Consider the following 23,436-nt stretch of genomic DNA (forward strand, 5'->3'; position numbering starts at 1 on the left):
TGGCGTGGAGGCCGGCTCACCGGTGGAGGTAGCGCACGCTGGACGGTTTCGACATGCGACAGATTTTCATTTGCAGGTCTGGCGCGGCAGACATTCCGTCGCAGAATACCGGCCGGCACTGCCGGTCACACGCGCCTCAGCGGAAGCGTCCAGGCCAGCCAGGCGGCGATCAGCGCGAAGCCGCCGATGCACAGGAACGCGTTGCGAAACGCCGCTTCCAGGCCCTGCTCGATCACGACCCGCTGATCCGCCGGGATCGACGCCAGCGCCTCCGGTCCGGCCTGGACCAGTTCGGCGAACGCAGCCCCCGCCTGCGGGTTGGAGATGGCCAGCGTCGAGAACAGCACCGTTCCCACAAGGGCCGTTCCGGCGGCCGCCCCCAGCGAGCGGGAGAACTGGACGGTGGCCGCGCCCGCGCCGAGCTGGCGGGTCCCCGAGCCCATCTGCACGGTCAGCTGGACAACCCCCATCACGGTCCCGAGCGAGATCGACAGGACACCGAACACGACCGAAAGCTCGCCAGCCGTCAGGTGCTCCGCCGTCAGCGCGAGAAAGACCAGAACGACCACGGCGCAGGTCAGCCCCACCGACGGGAAGATCGCCGTCTTGCCGGTGCGGCCGACGATGCGGCCGGTCACCATCGAGCCCAGGCCGATGCCGGCGGTCAGCGGCAATAGCAGCAGGCCGGTACTGGAGGCCGACGTGCCGTGGGCCACGCGGAGATAGAACGGCAGGAACGTGATCAGCGAGACAAGCATACCGCCATGGCAGACGGCCAGACAGTCGGCCCGCCAGACCGCCGGCTTACGCAGGATCGACAGCGGCAGCAGCGGATCGGAGGTCCGGTGCTCGCGGCGGATCAGAAACACGACCGCGAGCACGGCGACCACGAAAAGGCCGGCCGGCAGGCCCCACTGTCCGAGAAAAATCCCTTCGGCCTGTTCGAGCATGATCAGCACCGCGGAAATGAAGGCGGCGAACCAGAACAGGCCGATGCCGTCGAACCGGATGACGTCGTCGCTCGGCTTCGACTTTGGCAGCCGGAGCGCCAGCAGGCCGGCCAGCACGCCGAGCGGCAGATTGATCAGGAAGACCGATTGCCACCCGAAATACTGGGTGAGGAGGCCGCCCGCGACCGGCCCGAACGTGCTGGACGTAACGGCGACGGTGGCGATGTAGCCCTGGTACCGGGCGCGTTCGCGGGGAGCCACGGTCTCGCCGACGATCGCCTGGGCGAGCGTCATCAGGCCGCCGCCGCCGAATCCCTGCAGCACCCGGGCCAGCGTGAGCATCTCGATCGACCAGGACACCGCGCACAGGAGCGAGGCGCACATGTAGACCGCAAGCGCCACGAACATAAGGCGCCGACGGCCGAAGTGATCTCCGAGCCGCCCGTAGACCGGGGCGCAGATGGTCGCCGCCACGAGATAGGAGACCACCACCCAGGACAGACGATCCACCTCCCCCATGGAGGCGGCGATCGCGGGAAGCGCAGTTGCGACGATTGTCTGGTCGACCACCGCCAGAAAGATCGGCAGAATGAGCGCGGGAAAGATCGCGAAGAACGCACGACGCGCCTCGGCCTCTCCCGGAGGCTGGGCGATGTCGGGACGGGGGGTCGGATTGGTCATCGACGACTGGATACTGGAAGGGTATTCGGCCAGCGCCTCGCGCGACCGATGTTGGAAACGGATAGCCCACACGCCAGCGGATCGACACGCTGACATCAGGGAGTATGCATGAAGACCTTCTTAGTCCCCGTCGAGCCCCACGAGAAGGCCGACCGGATCATATCGCTTGCAGCAAAGATGGCGACGAAGATGTCGGCCAATCTCACCGGCTTCGCCCTCCGACGCGCCCAGGTGGCCGCAATCGGTTGGGATCCGGCGAGCGTGGCCATCGTGACAGACCCCGAATGGGACGACCAGCGACCGGAGGCGGAAGCGCGCGAACTTTTCGCCCGGGTAATGACGGAACACGGCCTGGTGGAGGACGGAGATGGGTCCCGGGACGCGGCCCGGTGGAGCTGGTACAGCGAATCCGGATCGGGCGACGAGTTTCTCGGCTCCTTCGGCCGTGCGTTCGACCTGACGGTGGTTGGGCAGCCGAGCGGCCGGCCCGGCGGCAGCGCCATTACCACCCTGGAGGCCGCCCTGTTCGACAGCGGCGGACCGGTTCTGGTCAGTCCCAAGGCTCCGGTGGAGACGTTCGGCTCCACGGTCGTCGTCGTATGGAACGGCTCCAGCGAGACCGCGCGGACCATCGCCTTCGCCAAACCGCTGCTGCATCAAGCGGAGAAGGTCGTGGTGTTCGACGACGACGGTACGCTCGGACATCGGCCGGACGGCGCGGCGGTGGTCCGGCGGCTGATCGCGAACGGCATTTCTGCGGAACTCAGGCGCCTGCGCAACGGATCCGTCCGCTCCGGCGAAACGATCCTGGCGGAGGCCGCCAGCGTCGGCGCCGACCTGCTGGTCAAGGGTGCCTATACCCAGAGCCGGCTGCGGCAGATGATCTTCGGCGGCGCCACCCGCCACCTGATCGCCGAATCGCCCCTGCCCGTTTTCCTGGCCCATTAGGGCCGGCTGCGACCGGAGTGAGAAACCGTCTCGTCGGGAGCGGACGAAACCCTGGCTTCGCTTCAGCGTTCCGTTCTCCGGAGTGATCGGCGGAAGCCGCCGGTCGCCCATCGTTCGTTCCATCGCGGCAGCAGGAGGCAATCATGACGATCAAACGCAGCGGTTCAGCGGTGTGGGCCGGAGGCCTGAAGGACGGCAAGGGCGCGGTCTCGACCGAAAGCGGCGCCCTGAGCGACAAGTCGTACGGATTCGCCACGCGCTTCGAGAACGAGGCCGGCACCAATCCGGAAGAATTGCTGGGTGCGTCACACGCCGGATGTTTCACGATGGCGTTATCCCTGGTGCTCGGCGACGCCGGCCTGACCGCCGACAGTCTTCACACCACCGCCGAGGTCTCCCTCGACAAGTCCGAGGACGGGTTCGAGATCACGGCAGTGCATCTCACCCTCGAAGGCCGGGTACCGGGTACCGACGAGGCCAAGTTCCGCGAGTTGGCCGAAAAAGCCAAGGCCAACTGCCCGCTCTCCAAGGTCCTCAAGGCCAAAATCACCCTGGAGGCAAGCCTGGTCGGCTGATCCTGACCCGTTGCCCTGCACGGCTGCGCAGTCGGCGGGGTTTTGGGTCCTCCCGCGGCCTTCGGAAAGCCATCTCGACCAGGACGAAAAGAGGGCGGCCGCCGTCCGTGGTACGTGCGGGCGGCGGGCGCTTTCTGACTGTCAGGGGTTGTAACTGGAAGAACTTTAGGCTTCGTGTGTCGACCGGGACCGCGAGTTGGACTAGGCTCGTAGCCGGGACATCCGAGAAGGCTGAGATGCGACTTTCACAACAGACCAACAACGCGATTCGCATACTCGTGTGGTGTGGGCGTCACCATCCGGACCTGACGCCGATCACCGAGATCGCGCGGCTGTCCGGCATTCCCGAGGCCTACGCGTTCAAGCTCGTGAACCTTCTGACCAAGACCGGCCTGGTCAAGACCGCACGGGGCCGTGCGGGAGGCGTCCGGCTTGCCTACGACCCGGACGAGATCTCCATCGGGGCGGCTGTCCGGCAGCTGGAATCCTTCGACACGCGTGAGGAGTCGGAGGGAATCACGCCGCTGATGGACGGTGCGTGGGAGGCATTTCTGTCGCATCTCGACAGCCACTACCTGTCCGAGTTCATCGACAGCGAAAGTCCCGTCGTTGCGGGCGGCGACGGCCCCTTCATGGCGGCTGACGCCCCCAAGCGGTCTGCCATCTGAAACGGCGACACGCGCTCGACAAGCCCGTCACGAAGATGTGCGGAAGCGGCAAAAGCCGCTCCGCAGACCCGGCATTCGTCGATCCATTCCCGAATATTGACTATATGAGTCCACTTTTATAGGGTCCGCGTCACCGTTCCCTGTGGCCCTGTGGCCGGGCGGATCGGGACCGAACGCGCCCGGCGGAGCCCCTGACCCTCCGCCGGGTCCGGTTCGTCAACACCACAGCGACGATGGACAGGCCATCCCGATCGACCCCCAGTCGATGGACCGGGCCTCGACGCGATGAAGGCCGACCCATGGACGAGACCCTCCTTTCCAGCGGCGCCACGGCGCTGTTCGCCACTCCGGACGTCGCGCATGACCTGAGCCCGATCGGCATGTTCATGGCCGCAGACATCGTGGTGAAGGCGGTGATGATCGGGCTGGTCGTCGCCTTTCTCGTCACCTGGACGGTCTGGCTGTTCAAGACCATCGAACTGGCCGGCGCCGTTTCGCGCACGCGCCGCTCGCTGTCGCGCATCAATTCCGCGCGGACGCTAGCCGATGCGAAGGCCGGGCCCGGCCCGAGCTCGACCGTCGCGCGGCTGATCGCGGCCGCCGAGGAAGAGATCGACCTGTCCGCCGGCCTCGCGCCCGACGGCATAAAAGAGCGCGTGGAAAGCCGCCTCGTCCGCCTGGAGGCCTCGGCCGCCCGCCGTATCGGCCAGGGGACCGGTGTGCTGGCGACCATCGGCTCGACCTCGCCCTTCGTCGGCCTGTTCGGCACGGTTTGGGGCATCATGAACGCCTTCATCGGCATCTCCGAAGCCCAGACGACCAACCTGGCCGTGGTCGCGCCGGGCATCGCCGAAGCGCTTCTGGCAACGGCTCTGGGACTGGCCGCGGCGATCCCGGCCGTCGTGATCTACAACCATTTCAGCCGGCGGATCGCGACCTACAAGGCGCTCCTGGCCGACTCCTCCGCCGCCGTGCTGCGTCTGGTCGGCCGCGATCTCGATCGCTCGCCGACCGCCATGTTCGGCCTCGCGGCCGAGTAGGAGAGACGCATGGCGATCCGACCGAGCGACGGCGACGACCTGCAGGAAAACCACGAGATCAACGTCACGCCGTTCATCGACGTGATGCTCGTTCTGCTCATCATCTTCATGGTCGCAGCCCCGCTGTCGACGGTGGATGTCGGGGTGGACCTGCCCTCCTCCACCGCCCAGAAGACACCGCGTCCCGACACCCCGCTGATCGTGACCGTGCGGGAAGACCGCACCCTCTATGTCGGCAACGACCCGATCGCGACGGACACGCTCGGCTCCCGGCTCGACGCGGAGACCGAGGGCGACCGCGAGACGCGCGTGTTCCTGCGCGCCGACCGGTCCCTGCGCTACGAGGACGTGGTGACGACCATGAACCGGCTCAGGGACGCCGGCTATCACAAGCTCGCGCTCGTCGGACTGGATTCCGTCTCCGACGTTCCGGAGCCCGACGCCCCGTCCGAGACGTCGCAGGAGTGAGATGAGCCGCCCCGGCCTTCCGTCCTCCGATCATCACGGCCTCACCCCGGCCCGCGCGCTGGCGTGGCTGGCAAGCTTCGCCGTCGTGACCGTGGCAACCGTCGCGGTGGCTGCCGTCGCGCTGAACGAGCGTCCCGATGCCCCCGACGTAGCTGCGATGGAGCCGGCCGTCTTCGTCGATCTGCCGCCGATCGAGAGCACCGAGCAGAGCTTCGAGGACGCTTCCGACGTGGCCAACTCCGCCGGCGCGGCGACGTCCACCCCGGTCGAGACGCCGCCCGAGGAAATCGACAAGGCCGGCACGCCGCAGCCAAGCGAAGAGCCGCCCCAGGAGTTGCCCGAAGAGGTCGTCGACACGCCGGAAGAGGTGGTCGAGCCGGAACCGGAATCGGCTCCCGAGCCGGAAGTGCAGGAGCCGGAGCCCGAGCCCGTCGAACCAGCCGCCCAACCCGTCGACGAGCCGCTCGAGGACCCCGTCGAGGAGACCGTGGAAGAGCCCCTGACGGAGGAAATCCCCGAGCCGGTCGAAACGGTCGAACCGGCCGCGCCTCCGATCAATCCCGACCTGGCCGAGGCGCTGGCCGAGCCCGAACCGGACCCGGTGGAAACTCCCGAGGAACCGGCCGTGACCGAAGAGGCCGAAGCGGAGCCGGAGACGGAGATCGCCGAGCCGGTGGAAGAGCCGGTTCTGCAGGAGCCTGAAGCGCAGGTGTCGGCCGTCCCGCTGCCGCTCGCAAAACCGCCGCCGCCGCCCCTTGCAAGCTCAGACGTCGCCGAGGAGAAGGCGCGCCGCCCGTTCGAGACGCCGCATACGAAGCCGGAACCCACCGAGGAGATGCGCAAGGTCCTGGAACAGGAGCGCCAGCGTATCGCCGCCGAACAGGAGCGGGCCCGGGAACGCGCCGAGGCGCAGCGGATCGCGGAGGCACGCGAGCGGGAACGGCAGCGCGAGCGGGCCGAAGCCCGCCGTCAGGCCCAGCGTGCCGAGGCCCGTCCGCAGCAGCAGACCCAGACCCAGCGCGGAAAGCCGACGCCCCAGGCGCGGCGCGCGGCCTCGCGCGCCCAGGTGGCGGAGGCGCGCAACCGCTATCATGCCCAGGTGCGCCGCGCGATCGAACGGCAGAAGCGCTATCCTGCCAGCGCCCGGCCCGCCCAGGGCACGGTCCGCGTCAGCTTCACCATCGGCGGGTCAGGTCAGGTCACCGGCGTCCGGCTGGCAGGCGGCTCGGGCAACGCTGCCCTCGACCAGGCGGCGCTGACCGCGGTCCGGCGGGCGCGCATTCCCGCGATCCCCCAGGAACTCGGCCAGGGAAGCATGTCCTTCACCGTGCCGATGAGCTTCTCGGTCCGCTGACGGACCCGGCCAAAGACGCCGGATCCCGCTGCGATCTGAGGACATAGCCCCACCGCGCCTCAGCGCTGGGCGCGGCCCCGGGAGATCAACACGATCCCCGACACGGCAAAGATCGCAAGTGCGGCCGTGACGATGGTCGGCCCGGTCGGCGTGTCCAGCCGATAGGACGCGGCCAGACCCAAAAGGCCGCTGGCCGCACCAATCAGCGCGGCGAGGCCGGCCATCATCTCCGGACTGCGGGCAAACGGGCGCGCCGCAGCGGCCGGAATGATCAGCATGGCGGTGATGAGAAGCGCACCAACGACCTTGATCGCCACGGCAACCAGCACGGCCAGGGCCAGCGTGAGGATCAACTGCTCGCGCCGCGGGTCGATGCCGCTGGCCGCCGCCAAGTCGCTATCGAGCGTCGCGGTCAGAAGCGCCGACCATCGCCACGCCACCAGAGCGAGAACCGCGAATGCCCCACCCCAGATGATGCCGAGATCGGTCCGGCTGACGGCCAGGATCTCCCCGAACAGAAACGATTCAAGACCAAGCCCGGATCGGGCAGTGAGCGCGAACGCGACCAGGCCCACGGCAAGGGCGCCGTGGGCGGACACCCCCAGCAGCGTGTCCATCTGGAACGTGCGTCCGGCAAGCGCGGATACCGCAAACGCCATCAGCATCGCCATGACGAGCACACCGGCAATGATGGAAATGTTGAACGAAAAGGAGAGCGCGACGCCGAGAATCGCCGCATGGGCGGTGGCATCGCCGAAGTAGGCCATCCGGCGCCACACCACGAAGCAGCCGAGTGGACCGGCGGCGAGCGCCAGACCGACCGCAGCGAGGCCGGCGCGGACCATGAAGTCGTCAAGCATCCGCGCCGCTTCCTTCGCTTTCGGGATGATGGTGATCGTGCTGATGCTGATAGAGGGCGAACGCCCCGTGGGTGCCGGTTCCGAACAGCGCCCGGTACTCGGGGGCTGCCGACACCACGGTCGGCGTACCCTCGCAACAGATATGGCCGTTGATGCACAGGACCCGGTCGGACGCGCTCATCACCACGTGCAGGTCGTGGCTGACCATCAGGACGGCGCAGCCGAGGTCCTGGCGCACGGTTTCGATGAGACGGTAGAACGCGGCGGTGCCGGGTTGGTCCAGGCTCTGGGTCGGCTCGTCCAGGATCAACAGGTCGGGCCGCGGCAGAAGCGCCCTCGCCAGAAGCGCGCGCTGAAACTGACCGCCGGACAGCGCACTCATCTGCCGGTGTTCGAGACCGCCGACGCCGACACGGTCCAGCATGGCGGCCACCTCGGACGAGCGCCGGTGCCGTGGCAGATTGAGGAAGCGGCCGACCGTCAGCGGCATTGCCGCATCCAGGGACAGCCGCTGCGGCACGTAGCCGAGCACGAGCCCCGGCGAGCGGGTCACCCGGCCCTCGGAGGGAGGCACCGCCCCGACCATCGCGCGGACGAATGTCGACTTGCCGGAGCCGTTTGGCCCGACGACCGTGACGATCTCTCCCCGCTCGATCGTGAAATCGATCTGCCACAGGACCTTGCGTCCGCCGAGTTCGACCGTGACCCCTCGGGCTTCAATCAGGCCCATGACCTCTCCTGTTCTTCAATCCGGTCCGCAGTCGGCCCGCACATCCGCGGTCGGATCCCACGGCGCCGGATCAATGTCACCCCTCTTCCGGCGCGACCGCATTGGCGGGGGTGGACAAATGACAGCATCCGGATCAAAAGTGAATGTTATATTGTTACATACCCAAACGGGATGGCACCCTTCGCCGTTTCGACAATCGGAGTTCGCATGAAACGCATCTCGCTGCACTTTGCCGGCGCCGTCCTGCTGGCGCCCGGCCTTGCATACGCCGATCCTCCCAAGGTGACCACGGACGTTCCGCCGGTTCATTCCCTGGTGGCCCAGGTGATGCAGGGCGTCGGCGAGCCGAGCCTGATCCTGCCACCGGGGGCGTCGCCGCACGGCTATGCGATGCGGCCCTCCGAAGCAGCCCGGCTCAGCGACGCCGACATGGTGTTCTGGGTCGGACCGGAGCTGACGCCGTGGCTCGAACGCTCGATCGACAGCCTGGCCGCTGACGCCACCAGTGTCGCGCTGATCGATGCACCCGGGACCCGCACGCTGTCGTTTCGCGAAGGGGCTACCTTCGAACCCCACGATCACGATCATGGCGACCACGGCCATGACGAGGAGCACGGTCACGAGGCCCACGACCACGAGCACGGCGAGGACCATGCCCAAGAGGCCGATCACGGCCACGGGGATGAGCACAGTCATGGTGACCAACACGGCAACGAGCACGGGGACGAGCACGCCGAGGCGCATGGTCACGACCACGAAGGCTTCGACCCACACGCCTGGCTGTCGCCGGACAATGCCCGGGTGTGGCTCGACGTGATCGCCGAGAAGCTCGCGGAGGCGGATCCGGAAAACGCCGCGACCTATCGCGAGAACGCCGAGAAGGGAAAGCACGGCCTGGACACGCTCACGGCCCAAATCGACGGCCGGCTTGCGCCGGTCCGCGGCGAGCCGTTTGTCGTGTTCCATGATGCCTATCACTATTTCGAGGAAAGCTTCGACATTGAGGCGACCGCCGCCGTGTCGCTGAGCGATGCCAGCACCCCCGGTCCGGCCCGGGTGGAAGAGGTCCGCGACCGGATCCGCGACGTCGATGCCGTCTGCGTCTTCACCGAACCGCAGTTCCCGTCATCCCTGGTCGATACGGTGGTGGAAGGGACCGCCGCCCGGACCGGGACCCTCGATCCGATCGGTGTCGACCTGGAGCCGGGTCCGGCGCTTTACGGCGCGCTTCTGAACGGCCTCGCCGACAACATGGTCGCCTGCCTGAAGGCCGATTGAGCATTCCGGTCGTCGGCCGAACGCGGCATCAGGCGACACTGCCGCTCCTGCGCGCCCTCGAAGTCCTGACCGCTCGGACGGAAACGTCCGAGCGGTCCACGCCCTAGGCGGCCGCGCGTCCCCAGAGTGCCTCCGAGGCGATCCGGGCGCCTTCAGCCAGCGACTGGAGTTTCGCCCACTGGATCGATTCATGCACCCGCCGCGACCGCGGGCTCTGGGAGAAGCCGCAATCGGTCCCGGCCATGATGTTTTCCCGGCCCACCAGGTGGGCGAGCCGGACGAGGCGCTCGGCCACCAGTTCGGGATGCTCCACCACGTTGGTGCTGTGGGACACGCAGCCCGGAACCAGCTTGCGGCCCGCCGGCAGCGCGACGGTCTCCCAAACCTTCCACTCGTGGGCATGGCGCGGATTCGCCATCTCGATGCAATAGGCGCCGGCCTTTACCTGGGTCACGATCCCGGCGATGTCCTTGAGCGCCACGTCGGTCGTGTGGGGCGTGTTAAAGCTGCCCCAGCAGATGTGATAGCGCACCCGGTCTTCCGGCAGGTTCTCCAGGGCGCGGTTCACCGCGGCGACCTGCAGTTCGGCCCAGTCGAGATAGTCCGACATGGGCCTGTCGGCGAAGGCGACGTCGTACATGTAAGGCAGGTACGCATCGTCGAGCTGGACGATCAGCCCTGCTTCGACGATCGCCCGGTATTCGGCATGCATGGCGTCAGCGACGGCGAACAGGAAATCCTCCTCGCTGTCGTAATATTCGTTGAGGTGCCGCGGCACGGCGCTCGTCGGCGCCACCACGGGCATGAAGCCCTCGACGCCGGGAACATGCTCCAACGCGCTCTGGAAGCGGTTGATGTCCGTCCAGACCGCATCCTGGCCCGTGTAGGCGATCGGGGCGACGGCCGCGAGGATGCCGCGCTTCGGAAGACTCTGGGTTGGAAAATATTCGCCGTAGAAGTCCGGAAAGAGCCGCGCGTCCTTGCCGAGCCCCGCGGCCGCTGCCACGTCGCGCTCTTCCAGTCCCGAGAGACGGTCGACCACGTAGTGGGCCCAGCTGCGCAGCTTGCCGAACTCTCCGTCGGAGACGAAATCAATCCCGACCTCCTTCTGACGGCGCACCACATCCTCGATCGCCTGACGGACGACGCGGTCGAAATCCGCGAAATCGACCGTGGCGCCATTCTCGATCGCCGTCGCGAGATCGACGATCTCCTGTGGGCGCACGAGGCTGCCGACATGAGTCACCGGGATCCGGTTTTCGGCATGCATGACGCTTCCCCTTCTACTCGTTGGTTCGACAGTCGGCGCCTTGGCTGCCGGCCATCAGGGCCTCTTTTCGCGCCCTTGATTTGCGATCAGGATGGCGGCGCACGGAAAGCTTGGCAACCAAAGCGTGCCCGGCCGACCATGTCTCACGACATGACAGGGCGACCGACGCCTGATCATTGAAGGCCTGACCGGATGGTGACGTCGAATGCACCGGGCGCGCCCGCCCCTGCGGAGCAACGGGCGGACAAGGTCTCGCAGTGGCGCGGCTTTGCGCTGCTTTTGATGGGCGTGTTCATCGTCAATATCGACGTCTCTGTCGCAGACGTGATCCTGCCGGCGATCGTTCAGGACCTGCACATCGGAACCGATGCAGCCAGTCTCGTGGTCGTGGTCTATATGCTGGTCACGGCCTGCCTGATCGTCCCGCTCGGCTCGCTCGGGGACCGGATCGGAGCCAAGCCGGTCTATGCGGGCGGCATTGCACTGTTCGGGATTGGAAGCCTCCTTGCCGGGCTCGCGCCGACGTTGGCCGTTCTCCTGGGCGCGCGGGTGGTTCAGGGCGTCGGGGCGGCCATGCTGATCCCGTCCGCCATGGCTCTCCTGAACCACGCCTTCCCAGAAGGTCCAGGCCGCAAGCTTGCGTTCGGACTGTGGGCTACGGCGATCGGCGCCGCTATTGCGATCGGTCCGCTGATCGGCGGCGCGATCACCGATGCGTGGTCGTGGCGCGCGGCCTTCTTCGTCAATGTTCCGCTGGTCGCGGTCTCTGCCGCCGGCGTTGTGATCGCCCTCGCCTCGCCAGCCATAGCCGCGCGGACGGGAGGGTTCGATCTGATCGGCCTCGTGCTCATCGTCTTGGGACTGTTCGCGCTGGTCGCCGGGTTTCAGGCTGCCAGCAGCCTCGGCGTGGGGCACACCGGAGGCGGCAGGATCTTCGGGATTGCCTGGCCGTTCGCCCGATCGCCCGCTGTGCCGCTCGCCGTTCTCGGTCTGGTGCTTCTGGTCCTTTTCTGGCGCCAGGAAGAGCGGCGGCGGGAACGGGGCGGCTCGGTGATTTTCGAAACCGCAATGCTTGCTGTTCCGCGGTTCCGCTGGGCCCTGATCGCCGCCACTCTCATGACCGGGCCGGTCTTCATTCTCCTGTTCGCCACGCCCCTGTTCGGCGAGTTCATCGCCGCCGCCAGCGTCCTGCAGACAGGGCTCCTCACTGCCTCGATCGGGGTTGGGCTCGCGTTGGGCGGTCCGCTGGTCGCACGACTGGCAACGCTGGGCGAGCGCCGGCTGGCCGTCTCCCTCATCCTGATTCAGGGCGCCGGCTGTCTGCTCCTAATCCTGCTGACCGACGGCGATCGGTCGATTTACCTGACTGTTCCGGCCCTGATACTGGCTGGGCTCGGCTGGGGCGGTGCCTATGCCGTTCTCGTCAACATCATGCTGTCGGCCGTCCCGCAGACCCAGGCGGGAGCGGCCGCCGGTGCAGGCATGATGGCGCGGCTCGTCGCGGGCGCGATCGCGACCGCCGTGGCGACCTCCATCCTGTTCGGCATCGAGCGGGACGAAGCCCGACATCTCGACACGGCCGGCGCCACGCAACAAACGGTAGCCCGGCTCGAAGCTTCGCTGCGCTTTGCCGAACCGCTTCACCCGCCGCTCGCCGCCCGCACGCCCGCCGTCGACGGCACTGCCGACCGCCGCCTCACCGACGAAGTGCGCACCGACATGCTCGTCTCCGTCCATGCCGTTTTCGCCATCGGCGCAGGGTTTGCCCTGCTGGCGGCCCTGGCCGCCTGGCGCATTCCCCGCTCCCGGTGGAACCCGCCTCGCGAGCCTTAGACCGGGCCGGCAACCGCCGACGAAGGCACTTGCCCTGCCCCGCCCCCGCCCCAGCTACCTCTAAGGCCCGGATGAAGCCGGGTGGCAGAGGGGACAGGAATGGCGAAGCTCTGGTTTGCGGCCCTTGCGGTCGTGCTGATGGCCGTGCCGGCCGCCGCCCAGGAGGTGGTCGATGTCGAGCTGGTGCTCGCCGCCGACGGGTCCGGATCGATCGACGACGACGAACTTCGGCTCCAGCGCCAGGGCTACGCCGAGGCGGTGATGAGCGCAGAAGTCCAGAACGCAATTGCCTCCGGCATTCACGGCCGGGTCGCGATCGCCTATGTCGAATGGGGCGGTCCCGCCTCACAGCACACCATCGTCGACTGGACGATCGTCGAGGACGCAGCGTCCGCCGAACGGTTCGGATCGGCCCTCGTGGCCGCTCCACGGGCCGCCTACGGCTACAATTCGATCTCGGCGGCGATCGACTACTCCGTGCACAAGATCGAGACCAACGACATCCAGAGCCTGCGTCGCGTCATCGACGTCTCCGGCGACGGACCGAACATCGGCGGGCGCCCCGTCACGGCCGCCAGGGACGAGGCCGTCGCCCGGGGGATCGTCATCAACGCACTGCTGATCGACCGGCCCGGCGGCATGTCGCTGGCCATGGACGGTCCCAGCCTCAAGCGCCATTACGAACGCGACGTGACCGGCGGCCCCGGCGCCTTCGTGGTCGTCGCGGACGGGACCACGACGTTCGCCGACGCCGTGCGGCGCAAGATGATCCTGGAGATCGCGTCCGACGAGGCCGGCCCGCCGACACGACATTCGGCAACCGAAGCAAGGAACGCCAAAAGCTTGACGTTGCTTCGCTCACCCGCAAACAGTGGTCGCAGAGGGGATCACTGACGAGGGATGGGGACCGAATGACGATCCGGCTTGGGCTGGCTTTGCTGATGGCGGTTGCGCTCGTGGGCGGCGCGCAGGCGCAATCGACGTTTCAACGGGCCATGCAGATCCAGATGAACGTCCCGCTGTGCCACGAGCACCGCGACTATCGCTGGGAAGGCCGTCTTTCCGGCAACGCCATGGACCCTGGCAACGACCGCGCGGTGCCGGTGTCCTTCCTCGGCTGCTTTCCGACCAAAGCAGAGTGCGAAGCCTGGCTCGGCCCGGCAACGGGTTTCGTGACCGGGCGCCTGATCTTCGCCAAGTGTCAGGAGCGCTGAGCGCCGCGCCGGAGGTTGCCGAAGCGGCGGCCATGTGAAATGGCTCTTTGATCTGACGCGGGCTCCGATCCGGGATCGTCGCACCTTTAGGCTTCGTGCGGAGACTGCTGCCGGAACCTTGTCCCGTTCGCAGCGATTCCTTTCGTGCAGGACATGCGTCAGGATACGATATCCGCCAACCATCGGACGAATGAGATGACCCGACCCACGCTTCGCTTCGCCTCCGCCGGGCTCCTTGCCGCGATGCTGGCGATCGGCTCCGCCTCGCCGGCGGCCGCATTCGGCGACCTTCTGGCCCGCCTGTTCGGACCGCCACCCCTGTCGATTCAGCAGATGCACGCGCTCACGCCGAGCTGCCGAACCCATTCGGGCCCCTGGGAGGGGCGGGTATCGGGCGACTCGGAGGGCACCTACAACGACGCGGCCCGGGTGGTCTCGCTGGTCGGCTGCTTCCCGTCCCTGGAGGCGTGTTCGCTGTGGCGGCTGCGCATGAGCGGATCCATGCAGGGCCGGCTGATCTACGACCAGTGCACCCGGCGCTGACCGCAGCCCGGCCCGGGTGATCCGGCGCCCATCTGCCGCACCGCAGAACAACAGCGCGTGAAGCGCGCCGTGCGGAGCCATGATCGGCTCGCCGCGGGGCCGCGAACGGCCTATGTCATTGGCATATCCATGACATCGAGGTCCGTCATGCATCACGCATTCAAACTCTCTCTCGCCGGTGCCCTGGCGGCCGTCGCGGCAACCGCCGCACCACTGCCCGCCGCGGCGCAGTCGACGGACTATCTGATCAGCCAGCTGCAGCGGTCGACCCCGAACTGCCGCCAGAACCCGGACTACGGCTGGCAGGGCCGGGTCTCGGGACAGCGCGAGGTCAATTCCGCCTCCCGTCCGATCTCGTTCGCCGGCTGTTTCCCCACCGAGCAGGAATGCGAAACGTGGCGGAAGTCGGCGCTTCCCTTCGTGACCGGCCGGATCATCTACAACGCCTGCATGCCGCGGAAATAGCCCCTCCCGCGCCACCATTCCGTCGACACGAAAAAGCCGCCGCAGGGGATCCCCGGCGGCGGCTTTGGATTGGCTCACACCAATGGAAGGGCCTGATCAGGCGGCCTTCTCGTAGAGCTCGAGCACGTAGTCCCAGTTCACCAGGTTGTCGAACCAGGCCTCGAGATACTTCGGACGCGCGTTGCGGTAGTCGATGTAGTAGGAATGCTCCCACACATCGCAGCCGAGCAGCGGCGTCGCGCCGTGCACCAACGGATTCTCGCCGTTCGGGGTCTTCATCACCTCGAACTTGCCGTCGCGGAGCGCGAGCCACGCCCAGCCCGAACCGAACTGGGTCGTTCCGGCATTGATGAAGGCCTCGCGGAACTTGTCGAAGCCGCCGAGGTCGGCGTCGACGCGCTCGGCGAGCTTGCCCGGGAGCGAGGAGCCGCCGCCGTTCGGCTTCATCCAGTTCCAGAAGTGCAGATGGTTGTAGTGCTGACCGACCTGGTTGAAGAGGCCCGGGTTGGATCCGTAGCTCTCCTTGACCACTTCTTCGAGCGGCTTGCCTTCCAGGCCCGTGCCGTCGATGAGCTTGTTGCCGGTGGTGACGTAGGCGTTGTGGTGCTTGTCGTGATGATACTCCAGCGTCTCCTTCGACATGTAGGGCTGGAGCGCTTCGTAATCATAAGGCAGGTCGGGAAGTTCGAACGCCATCATTGTCCTCCGTGCAAAGCGGGGTGGTAGGCGACGCCGCGCGGGCTGCGCTTGAGACAGGCGCCGCCGATCGGCGAGACCATAAGGGGCTCGCGTTGCGCGGACAACGCCTGAAAGCCGCCGGAGGTTTCCAAGTCAGCGGCGAGAACGCGCCGAGCCGCACCCGATGCGCCGCTCGGCTCCGCAGGATCACGCGTGCGCGAAATCCCAGTAGAGCTCGCGCGCCCGGGCACCGACCGGACCAGGCTGGAAATTGCGGTCCTCGATCCGATTGATCGGCGTGACCTTGGAATAGTTGCCTGTGGTGAACACCTCGTCGGCATCCATGAAATCGGCAACGGTGAGCGTCTTGGCCTGAACGTCGTAGCCATCCCGCGTCAACAGATCCATCACCCGGTAGCGGGTGATGCCAGCGAGGAAGGTGCCGTTCGCGACCGGGGTCGCGACCGTCCCGTTCTTGACCATGAACACGTTGGACGAAGCCAGTTCGGCGACGTGGCCGAGCGGATCGAGAACGAGCGCCGTATCGAAGCCGCGGTCGCGCGCCTCGCGCAGCATCCGCGCGGTGTTGGGATAGAGGCAGCCCGCCTTCGCGTCGGTCGGCATGGTCTCCAGAGACGGACGGCGAAAGCGCGAGACCATGACCGAGCTGCCGGTTGGCTGCGGCATGGGAGCATCAAGAAGGCAGAGGCAGAAGCGCGTCGAATCGGGATCGGGCGCGATGATGCCGAAGCCGTCCCCTTCGGCCCAGTACATCGGGCGGATGTACACCGCCGTGTCCGGATCGAATTTCTTCACGCCCTCCCGGGCGAGCTCCATGATCGCCCCCGGCGACATGGTCGGCTTCAGTCCGATCGCTTCTGCGGACCGATTGATGCGCTCGCAATGCAGATCCAGGTCAGGCATCACGCCTTCGAAGTAGCGTGCCCCGTCGAACACGGTCGATCCCAGCCAGGCAGCATGGGTTGTCGGTCCCATGATGGGCGGATTGCCATCGATCCAGTCACCGTCAATCCAGGTCCAGGTCGTCTTTGACCACTCGGCCATCGCTTCTGTCCTCGTTTGATAGGTCTGGCCCCGTGCCTTTAAACTTCTCTGCCATACCGAAGTGCGTACGCCTTGGGTGGGCACACTGCGCACGCACGAACATCGGGTCGTACAAGCCCGGCGGGTCTGTACTCATCCCGTCCATATTGGCCCACCTGCCAAGGAAATTTGTTCCAAGCGGCGGGCCAATTGGGGAAATGTGAGACAAATTTAGTCGCAAACAGACAATATGGCGCATCCGGAACAGTCTTCCGGCCCCTGTTTGCGCAATCTGGCGGCGGCAGCGCCTAAGCTTCCGTCACCCTCCTGACCGGCCCGGAGTCTTGCGAGAGGCACCACCTGCGTGCAGAACAGGCACGTGCAGCGATCTGGAGCGTTTCATGGCCCCCACCGCCTTTGTCTTTGATGCCTATGGCACGCTGTTCGACGTGCATGCCGCCGTCCGCCGCCATGCGGCAACGGTCGGACCGGACGCCCAGCAGCTCTCCGAGATCTGGCGTCAGAAGCAGCTCGAATATTCCTGGGTCCGGGCGCTGATGGGCCGCTATCAGGATTTCTGGCAGTTGACGGAGGACGCACTCGATTTCGCCCTGCGCAAGGTGCCGGGCGTCGATCCCTCCGTGCGGACGGTGCTCATCGACGCCTATCGCAGCCTGGATTGCTATCCGGAAGTCCCGAAGGTTCTGAAGGCGCTCAAGGATCGCGGAGCGCGCCTCGCCATCCTGTCCAACGGGTCCCCGCAGATGCTGGAAACCGCGGCCCGCTCGGCCGGCATCCTCGACCAGTTCGAGGCGATCCTCTCCGTCGACGAGGTCCGGACCTACAAGACCGCGGAGACGGTCTACGAGATGGCGACAACCCGCTTCCGGGTCTTTCCCGAAGCGATCTCGTTCCAGTCCTCCAACCGCTGGGACATCGCCGGCGCCACCGCCTTCGGGTTCCGCACGGTATGGATCAACCGCGCCGACCAGCCGGACGAATACCCGGACCTGCCCCCGGTCGCGGTGCTTCCGTCGCTCGAGGGACTGCTTACGCTCGGTTGAGCAGCCTGGCCGCGCCGTCGGCGAGTGAGCGTGTCACGTCCCCCGCGTCGGCCTGACGGGCAACCGCCATTCCCTGACCGGACCACAGCGACGAGAAATCGCCCGAGCCTTGCGCCTCCGCCGCCTTTTTCAGCGGCGCCAGGGCCCCGCCCGCCGTGGGGAATGGCGAGGCCTCCGGCGCAAGCGGTCCGACTTCCCGCATCACGCGGTTGACGATCCCCCTGGCCGGCCGCCCCGAGAAGACGTTGGTCAGGGCCGTGTCGCCGGCTTCAGCCGCACCGAGCGCATCCCGATGCATGTCGGTGATCGTCGCCTGCGGCGTGAACAGATAGGCGGTCCCGACCTGGACGGCCGACGCCCCTAGAAGAAACGCAGCCGCGACACCGCGCGGGTCGGAGATGCCACCAGCGGCGATGACGGGGATGGAAACGGCATCGACGACCTGAGGAACCAGCGCAATGGTACCTGGTTGCTGGGCGACGTCGTCGGTCAGAAAAATGCCGCGGTGCCCGCCGGCCTCGGCGCCCTGCGCGATCACGGCGTCGGCGCCATGGGCTTCCAGCCATTTCGCCTCGCCAACGGTGGTCGCCGACGACAGCACGAACGCTCCCGTCGCCTTCACGCGCGACAGAAGCGCGGCGTCGGGCAGTCCGAAATGGAAGCTCACGACCGGCGGCCTGAGCTCCTCCACCAGTGCGGCACCGCCCTCGTCGAACGGCGCCCGGTTCGAGGCCGAGACGGGCGTTTCCGGGTCGATCCCGAACTCCTGGTAGTAGGGCACAAGCCGTGCCTTCCAGCGCTCGAGCGCAGCCTGTTCCGGCGTCACCGGACGATGGCAGAAGAAGTTGAGATTGAACGGCTTGTCCGTCGCCGCCCGGATCTCGGCAATGCCCGAGCGGATCTGCTCGGGCGTGAGCAGCGCGCCGGGAAGGCTGCCGAGCCCACCGGCCGATGAGACCGCGATTGCCATCGCGGCCCCGTTCGCCCCGGCCATCGGAGCCTGAACGATCGGAAGCTCGATCCCCAGCCGCTCAGTCAGACGATCCGATACCATGGCTCGCTCCTTCGGCTTCGGCCGACGCCGGCGACCGGCATCGGCCGACCTGGTTCGTCAGGCCGAGGCGGCAGGACCACCAGCGCCCGGATCGTCCGGAAGCGAACGCGCGGCAAAGGCGATCGAGATCAGCGCGGCGCCGTGGAAGATCAGGTCGATCGCCACGAACAGACCGATCACCCAGAGGCCGGAAATCGGCCATTCGGCGAAGATCATTCCGCCCAGGAGGATCGACACGGCACCGGCCAGGCCCAGCCACAGCCAGGCGAGACCGCCGCCCTTGACCTGGAACGCCATCACGATGCGCATGACGCCGACGACGATGAGCGCCGCGGCGATGAACAGCGTCAGGATACCGGCCGCACCGGCGGGATCGGCCACGAGAACGGCGGCGGCGGCAATGTAGATCACGCCGACCAGGATGTGCCACGCCGTGGACTTCCAGCCCTTGTGCTTGAAGGCATCGAAGATCTGAGCGATGCCGCCGATGAAGGCCAGCGCGGCGAACCAGATCACCGTCGCCAGCGTCAGCCAGTAGGTCATGCCCAGGCCGATCATGCCGAGCACGACCATCAGGATGCCGAGCGCGAGCAGCCAGCCCCAGTTCCTGTGCAGGTCGCCAAACACCTGCTTGGCGGTCTTCTGGACGTCCAGGTTCGTCATAGCCCCAATCCTCACCCCGTGTTGCCGCGTCGGATCTTCCGACGGGTCAGTTCGCCAGCAGTCCCAGCATCCGCGCCCAGGAACGGATGCCCTTGTGGAAACTCGTCTTCTCGTACTTCTCGTTGGGGGAGTGGATGCGGTCGTCATCCAGTCCGAATCCCATCAGCAGCGTATCCATGCCGAGCTTGTCGCGAAACGCACCAACGATGGGAATCGAACCGCCCATACCGATCATAAGCGGCTCGACGTCCCACTCCGCCCGTAGCGCCTCGCGCCCCTTCTGCAGGACCGGGCTGTCGGCGGGAATGCTGAGCGCCGGGCTCGCGCCATGGCTCGTGAAGCTCACCGAGCAGTCCGCAGGTAGCCGCTCGCGGACGAACGCGTGGAATGCGTCGACGATCTTCGCCGGATCCTGGCTGCCGACCAGACGGAACGACACCTTCGCAGACGCCTGGGCGGGAATGACCGTCTTGAAGCCGGCTCCGGTGTATCCGCCGATCATCCCGTTCACTTCGGCCGTGGGCCGCGCCCAGATCTGCTCCAGCGCGCTGCGGTCCGCTTCTCCGGCCGGCTTCTTCAGTCCGACCTGGCCAAGGAACTCCTCATCGGAGAAATCAAGCGCATCCCAGGCCGCCTTCACCTCCGCCGGCACCTCCGGAACGCCGTCGTAGAAACCCGGGATCTGGACCCGACCCTGGTCGTCGTGGAGATCGGACAGGATTTTCGCCAGCACGTGGTTGGGATTGCGCGCCGCTCCGCCGAAGAGGCCGGAATGCAGGTCCTTGTCGGCGGCGGTGATGGTGAGTTCGCCGGTCACCAGCCCGCGCAGGGACGTGGAGATCGCCGGGGTCTGCCGGTCCCACATGCCGGTGTCGCAGACGAACGCGGCGTCCGCCTTCAGCTCATCCATATGGGCGTTCAGGAACGGCGCGAGGCTCGGGCTACCGGATTCCTCTTCGCCCTCGAACAGGATCGTCACCGGCACGGGAAGTCCGCCGGTTTCCGCGACCCACGCCCGGGCCGCCTCCACGAAGGTCATCAGCTGACCTTTGTCGTCCGCAGCGCCGCGCGCGACGATCATCTTCGACCCGTCGTCCCGGGTGACGATGGCCGGCTCGAACGGCTGCGTGTTCCAGAGTTCGAGCGGATCGACCGGCTGAACGTCGTAGTGTCCGTAGAAGAGGACGCGTCCGTCGTTCGCAGTGTCGCGCGACGGATAGTGGGCGACCACCATGGGCTGCCCGTCGGTCGGGCGAACGCTCGCGTCGAACCCGAGCCCGGTCAGCTCGGCCGCCAGCCAGTCCGCAGCCGCCCGGCAGCTGTCCCTATAGGCAGGATCTGTGGAGATGGAGGGGATTCGCAGCAGCTCGAACAGCCGCTCCAGGCTCTTGTCCAAATCCTGGTCGATACGGGCAAGTACCGCGTCTACGCTCATGTCGGACCCGTCGCTTGGACCGGCGCAAGAGCTTGGCCGGCCGGAAGGTGCAACCGACCACGCTGCGCAGGCGCGCACGCCGTGGTCGATCGCTGTTGGTCCTCATATGACGCAGGATCGCCCCCGACCGCAACCGCAGCCGTTTCAAGGCTGGGCTGAACGACCCGCCGCAGTCTGCACCGCCGCGATTCAGTTGGCCGGCGCCGTTTCTCCAGCCGCTTCGTCGGTCGCCTGCTCGATGCTGTCGCCGGCGCGCTCCATCATGCGCTGGGCGTCCTCGCCCGCTTCGCCGACTTCCTGGTCGACGATGCGTCCGGCCTGCTCGAATCCGCCATCGCGCACGGCCAGGGTCAGCATGACGATGCCGAGAAGTGCCGCGATGGCGACGAAAAGGATCAGAATGGTGCGCATGGGCTCCGTCACTCGTCGATAATCGAATCGAAGAGTAAACGCGGACCTCGCGGTCCGGTTCCTCAGCGCCGCAGCATGCCGCCCAGCACCCCGCGCACCACCGCCCTCGACACGCTCGACCCGGTCCGCCCGCCGATCTGCCGCCCGATCTCTCCCGCAACCTGGTTCGAGATCGTCCGCGCCACGCTGCGCGCAACCCGCTGCGTGGTCGTGAGCCGCGCCCCGCGATCCGAGCCCGTGCCGAACAACTGGCCCAGCATGCCGCCGAAGAGGCCACCGCTTTCAGCCTTCTCGACCGCTTCCGGCTGATCGGGTTCGGGCGCGACGGTGCCCTCCTCCGCGGTCTGGACCGTTTCCTCGGCTTTTCGGGTCAGGATCTCGTAGGCAGAGACCCGGTCGACGGCGGTGTCATACTTCGCGCCGAGCGGGCTTGCCGCCAATATCGCCTGCCGCTCAGCCGGCCCGATCGGCCCGAGCCGGCCGCTCGGCGGACGGACCAGCGTGCGCTCGACCACGCTCGGAATGCCCTTGGCATCGAGGGTCGAGACCAGCGCCTCGCCGACGCCCAGCTCCATGATCGCCTGGGCGGTGTCGAGCTCCGGGTTCGGCCGGAACGTCTCCGCCGCCGCCCGCACCGCCTTCTGGTCGCGCGGCGTGAAGGCTCTCAGCGCATGCTGGACGCGGTTGCCGAGCTGGCCGAGCACCTCGTCGGGAACGTCGAGCGGGCTCTGGCTGACAAAATAGACGCCGATGCCCTTGGAGCGGATCAGGCGGACCACCTGCTCCACCTTCTGCAGCAGCGCCTTGGGCGCCTCGTCGAACAGCAGGTGCGCCTCGTCGAAGAAGAAGACCAGCTTCGGCTTGTCCGGGTCGCCGACCTCCGGCATCTCCTCGAACAGCTCCGACAAGAGCCACAGCAGGAACGTCGCGTAGAGCCGCGGGCTGGTCATCAGCCGGTCGGCGGCAAGCACGTTGACGACGCCGCGCCCGGTCTGCGGATCGGTCCGCATCAGGTCGGCGATGGCGAGCGCCGGCTCGCCGAAGAAGGCATCGCCGCCCTGCTCCTCCAGCACCAGCAGCCGGCGCTGGATCGCACCGACCGACGCCTTCGAGACGTTGCCGTACAGCTGCGACAGCTCCGACGCCTGCTCGCCGACATGAGCGACCAGCGCGCGCAGGTCCTTCAGGTCGAGAAGCAGCAGTCCCTGATCGTCGGCGAGCCGGAAGACGATGTTGAGCACGCCCTCCTGGGCATCAGTCAGGTCCATCAGCCGCGACAGAAGCAGCGGTCCCATCTCCGAGACCGTGGTGCGGATCGGATGGCCCTCGGCCCCGAACAGGTCCCAGAACGCGACCGGCGACGGGGCGAACGCATATTCGTCGGAAAGCCCGATGTCGGCGGCGCGCTTGGCAAGGAAATCCTTCGGCGCACCCGGCATGGAAATGCCGGAGAGGTCGCCCTTGATATCGGCACAGAACACCGGCACGCCGGCCCGGGAGAAGCCTTCGGCGAGGATCTGCAGCGTCACCGTCTTGCCGGTCCCGGTCGCCCCGGTCACCAGCCCGTGCCGGTTGGCCCGCTGCAAGAGCAGATATTCGGGCTTCTGGCTCGCCCCGACAAAGACCGCATCGTCACGCAATAGCATCCGGCCGCAAGCCCCGTTTCTCCGCCTCTCCCGGTTATAGGGAGCCGCAATCGCGGCCACAATCGGATTGCGAACCTCGGTGGCCGCCGGTGACCATGGACGATCGGCCTTGTTCCGAAGCCCGCCTTTCAGCTATGCCCGGCGCAGGACCCATGAAGGGAGTGTCTCATGGACGAACTGATCGACCGCATCGTCGAAAAGACCGGTCTCGACCGCGCGACCGCGAAGAAGGCCGTTTCGATCATCGTCACCTTCCTGAACCGGGACGGACCGCCGGAGACGAAGGAACTGATCAATCAGGTGCCCGGCGCCGAGCACATGATCGAGGAAAAGGGCGAGACCGGCCGCAGCAGCTTTCTGGGCGGCCTCGGCGGGCTGATGGGCGGCGGCGCCATGGGCGCCTTCAACGATCTCACCGCGGCCGGTCTGGACATGAGCCAGATCCAGGTCGTGGTCCGCCAGTTCGTGGGCTATGCCCGCGAGCACGCCGGAGACGAGGTCGTCGACCAGATCATCCAGAAGTTTCCCGGCCTGTCCCAGTTCGTCTGAGCAGCCGGCGCAGCA

At 67.1% G+C, this 23,436-nt stretch carries 25 protein-coding genes; 14 read left to right on the forward strand and 11 right to left on the reverse strand.

What is annotated here, in order from left to right:
* Positions 1 to 125: 125 nt before the first annotated feature.
* Positions 126 to 1,631 (reverse strand): MFS transporter, encoded by a 1,506-nt coding sequence (locus J2S73_RS18825; RefSeq protein ID WP_306887219.1) that lies wholly within the window; start codon positions 1,629 to 1,631, stop codon positions 126 to 128.
* A gap of 108 nt (positions 1,632 to 1,739) precedes the next feature.
* On the opposite strand from J2S73_RS18825, the gene J2S73_RS18830 reads away from it, so the two are divergent.
* The 6 genes from J2S73_RS18830 to tolA all read left to right on the forward strand — a co-directional run bounded on the left by J2S73_RS18830 (position 1,740) and on the right by tolA (position 6,684).
* Positions 1,740 to 2,579 (forward strand): universal stress protein, encoded by an 840-nt coding sequence (locus J2S73_RS18830; RefSeq protein ID WP_306887220.1) that lies wholly within the window; start codon positions 1,740 to 1,742, stop codon positions 2,577 to 2,579.
* A gap of 143 nt (positions 2,580 to 2,722) precedes the next feature.
* Positions 2,723 to 3,154, forward strand: a complete 432-nt coding sequence (locus tag J2S73_RS18835) for an OsmC family protein (protein ID WP_306887221.1) — start codon at positions 2,723 to 2,725, stop codon at positions 3,152 to 3,154.
* A gap of 236 nt (positions 3,155 to 3,390) precedes the next feature.
* A complete protein-coding gene (locus J2S73_RS18840) occupies positions 3,391 to 3,822 on the forward strand; it encodes an RrF2 family transcriptional regulator (protein ID WP_306887222.1) in 432 nt (143 codons plus the stop codon).
* 299 nt (positions 3,823 to 4,121) lie between these two features.
* On the forward strand, positions 4,122 to 4,862 hold the full coding sequence (gene exbB / locus J2S73_RS18845) for a tonB-system energizer ExbB (protein ID WP_306887223.1): 741 nt from the start codon (positions 4,122 to 4,124) through the stop codon (positions 4,860 to 4,862).
* A 9-nt stretch (positions 4,863 to 4,871) separates the two neighbouring features.
* Positions 4,872 to 5,330, forward strand: coding sequence for a TonB system transport protein ExbD (gene exbD, locus J2S73_RS18850; protein ID WP_306887224.1), 459 nt, complete (start codon positions 4,872 to 4,874; stop codon positions 5,328 to 5,330).
* Position 5,331: 1 nt separating this feature from the next.
* Positions 5,332 to 6,684 (forward strand): cell envelope integrity protein TolA, encoded by a 1,353-nt coding sequence (gene tolA, locus J2S73_RS18855; protein WP_306887225.1) that lies wholly within the window; start codon positions 5,332 to 5,334, stop codon positions 6,682 to 6,684.
* Positions 6,685 to 6,743: 59 nt separating this feature from the next.
* On the opposite strand, the gene J2S73_RS18860 is transcribed toward tolA, so the two are convergent.
* Both J2S73_RS18860 and J2S73_RS18865 read right to left on the reverse strand, forming a co-directional pair.
* Complete coding sequence (locus J2S73_RS18860; protein WP_370874473.1) at positions 6,744 to 7,589, reverse strand: metal ABC transporter permease; 846 nt, start codon at positions 7,587 to 7,589, stop codon at positions 6,744 to 6,746.
* Positions 7,537 to 8,274 carry an ATP-binding cassette domain-containing protein gene (locus tag J2S73_RS18865; protein ID WP_306887227.1) on the reverse strand — a complete coding sequence of 246 codons (738 nt, stop codon included), beginning with the start codon at positions 8,272 to 8,274 and terminating at the stop codon, positions 7,537 to 7,539. The genes J2S73_RS18860 and J2S73_RS18865 overlap by 53 nt, the downstream gene beginning before the upstream one ends.
* A 207-nt stretch (positions 8,275 to 8,481) precedes the next feature.
* Here J2S73_RS18865 and J2S73_RS18870 point away from each other — a divergent pair, with 207 nt between their 5' ends.
* A complete protein-coding gene (locus J2S73_RS18870; RefSeq protein ID WP_306887228.1) occupies positions 8,482 to 9,552 on the forward strand; it encodes a zinc ABC transporter substrate-binding protein in 1,071 nt (356 codons plus the stop codon).
* 103 nt (positions 9,553 to 9,655) lie between these two features.
* Here J2S73_RS18870 and J2S73_RS18875 read toward each other — a convergent pair whose 3' ends face one another.
* A complete protein-coding gene (locus J2S73_RS18875; protein WP_306887229.1) occupies positions 9,656 to 10,822 on the reverse strand; it encodes a cobalamin-independent methionine synthase II family protein in 1,167 nt (388 codons plus the stop codon).
* Positions 10,823 to 11,014: 192 nt separating this feature from the next.
* On the opposite strand from J2S73_RS18875, the gene J2S73_RS18880 reads away from it, so the two are divergent.
* From J2S73_RS18880 to J2S73_RS18900, 5 genes are all read left to right on the forward strand, one after another.
* Positions 11,015 to 12,655, forward strand: coding sequence for an MFS transporter (locus J2S73_RS18880; RefSeq protein WP_306887230.1), 1,641 nt, complete (start codon positions 11,015 to 11,017; stop codon positions 12,653 to 12,655).
* 99 nt (positions 12,656 to 12,754) lie between these two features.
* Positions 12,755 to 13,549: a DUF1194 domain-containing protein gene (locus J2S73_RS18885; RefSeq protein ID WP_306887231.1), complete on the forward strand. Its 795-nt coding sequence runs from the start codon at positions 12,755 to 12,757 to the stop codon at positions 13,547 to 13,549.
* Between the two features lie 17 nt (positions 13,550 to 13,566).
* Positions 13,567 to 13,869 carry a hypothetical protein gene (locus J2S73_RS18890; RefSeq protein ID WP_306887232.1) on the forward strand — a complete coding sequence of 101 codons (303 nt, stop codon included), beginning with the start codon at positions 13,567 to 13,569 and terminating at the stop codon, positions 13,867 to 13,869.
* A 195-nt stretch (positions 13,870 to 14,064) separates the two neighbouring features.
* The gene (locus J2S73_RS18895; protein WP_306887233.1) at positions 14,065 to 14,412 is read left to right on the forward strand and encodes a hypothetical protein; all 348 of its coding nucleotides are present in this window, start codon (positions 14,065 to 14,067) and stop codon (positions 14,410 to 14,412) included.
* A gap of 147 nt (positions 14,413 to 14,559) precedes the next feature.
* Positions 14,560 to 14,877, forward strand: coding sequence for a hypothetical protein (locus J2S73_RS18900; protein ID WP_306887234.1), 318 nt, complete (start codon positions 14,560 to 14,562; stop codon positions 14,875 to 14,877).
* Positions 14,878 to 14,973: 96 nt separating this feature from the next.
* Here J2S73_RS18900 and J2S73_RS18905 read toward each other — a convergent pair whose 3' ends face one another.
* Positions 14,974 to 15,573, reverse strand: a complete 600-nt coding sequence (locus tag J2S73_RS18905) for a superoxide dismutase (protein ID WP_306887235.1) — start codon at positions 15,571 to 15,573, stop codon at positions 14,974 to 14,976.
* Between the two features lie 189 nt (positions 15,574 to 15,762).
* Positions 15,763 to 16,620 (reverse strand): branched-chain amino acid aminotransferase, encoded by an 858-nt coding sequence (locus J2S73_RS18910; RefSeq protein ID WP_306887236.1) that lies wholly within the window; start codon positions 16,618 to 16,620, stop codon positions 15,763 to 15,765.
* 380 nt (positions 16,621 to 17,000) lie between these two features.
* Between J2S73_RS18910 and J2S73_RS18915 the strand changes: the two genes are divergently transcribed.
* Positions 17,001 to 17,663, forward strand: a complete 663-nt coding sequence (locus J2S73_RS18915; RefSeq protein WP_306887237.1) for a haloacid dehalogenase type II — start codon at positions 17,001 to 17,003, stop codon at positions 17,661 to 17,663.
* On the opposite strand, the gene J2S73_RS18920 is transcribed toward J2S73_RS18915, so the two are convergent.
* From J2S73_RS18920 to J2S73_RS18940, 5 genes are all read right to left on the reverse strand, one after another.
* On the reverse strand, positions 17,650 to 18,717 hold the full coding sequence (locus tag J2S73_RS18920; RefSeq protein ID WP_306887238.1) for an NAD(P)H-dependent flavin oxidoreductase: 1,068 nt from the start codon (positions 18,715 to 18,717) through the stop codon (positions 17,650 to 17,652). The two genes, J2S73_RS18915 and J2S73_RS18920, sit on opposite strands and share 14 nt — an antisense overlap.
* Positions 18,718 to 18,774: 57 nt before the next feature.
* Positions 18,775 to 19,380 carry an HdeD family acid-resistance protein gene (locus tag J2S73_RS18925; protein WP_306887239.1) on the reverse strand — a complete coding sequence of 202 codons (606 nt, stop codon included), beginning with the start codon at positions 19,378 to 19,380 and terminating at the stop codon, positions 18,775 to 18,777.
* A gap of 46 nt (positions 19,381 to 19,426) precedes the next feature.
* Entirely contained in the window at positions 19,427 to 20,815 is a 1,389-nt protein-coding gene (locus tag J2S73_RS18930) for a dipeptidase (protein ID WP_306887240.1), read from the reverse strand.
* Between the two features lie 189 nt (positions 20,816 to 21,004).
* Positions 21,005 to 21,226, reverse strand: coding sequence for a hypothetical protein (locus J2S73_RS18935; RefSeq protein ID WP_306887242.1), 222 nt, complete (start codon positions 21,224 to 21,226; stop codon positions 21,005 to 21,007).
* Between the two features lie 62 nt (positions 21,227 to 21,288).
* The gene (locus J2S73_RS18940) at positions 21,289 to 22,872 is read right to left on the reverse strand and encodes a helicase HerA-like domain-containing protein (protein ID WP_306887243.1); all 1,584 of its coding nucleotides are present in this window, start codon (positions 22,870 to 22,872) and stop codon (positions 21,289 to 21,291) included.
* A 168-nt stretch (positions 22,873 to 23,040) separates the two neighbouring features.
* Between J2S73_RS18940 and J2S73_RS18945 the strand changes: the two genes are divergently transcribed.
* A complete protein-coding gene (locus J2S73_RS18945; protein ID WP_306887244.1) occupies positions 23,041 to 23,421 on the forward strand; it encodes a DUF2267 domain-containing protein in 381 nt (126 codons plus the stop codon).
* The last annotated feature ends 15 nt before the right edge of the window (positions 23,422 to 23,436 follow it).

It is taken from the genome of Amorphus orientalis (assembly GCF_030814015.1).
Taxonomy (GTDB): domain Bacteria; phylum Pseudomonadota; class Alphaproteobacteria; order Rhizobiales; family Amorphaceae; genus Amorphus; species Amorphus orientalis.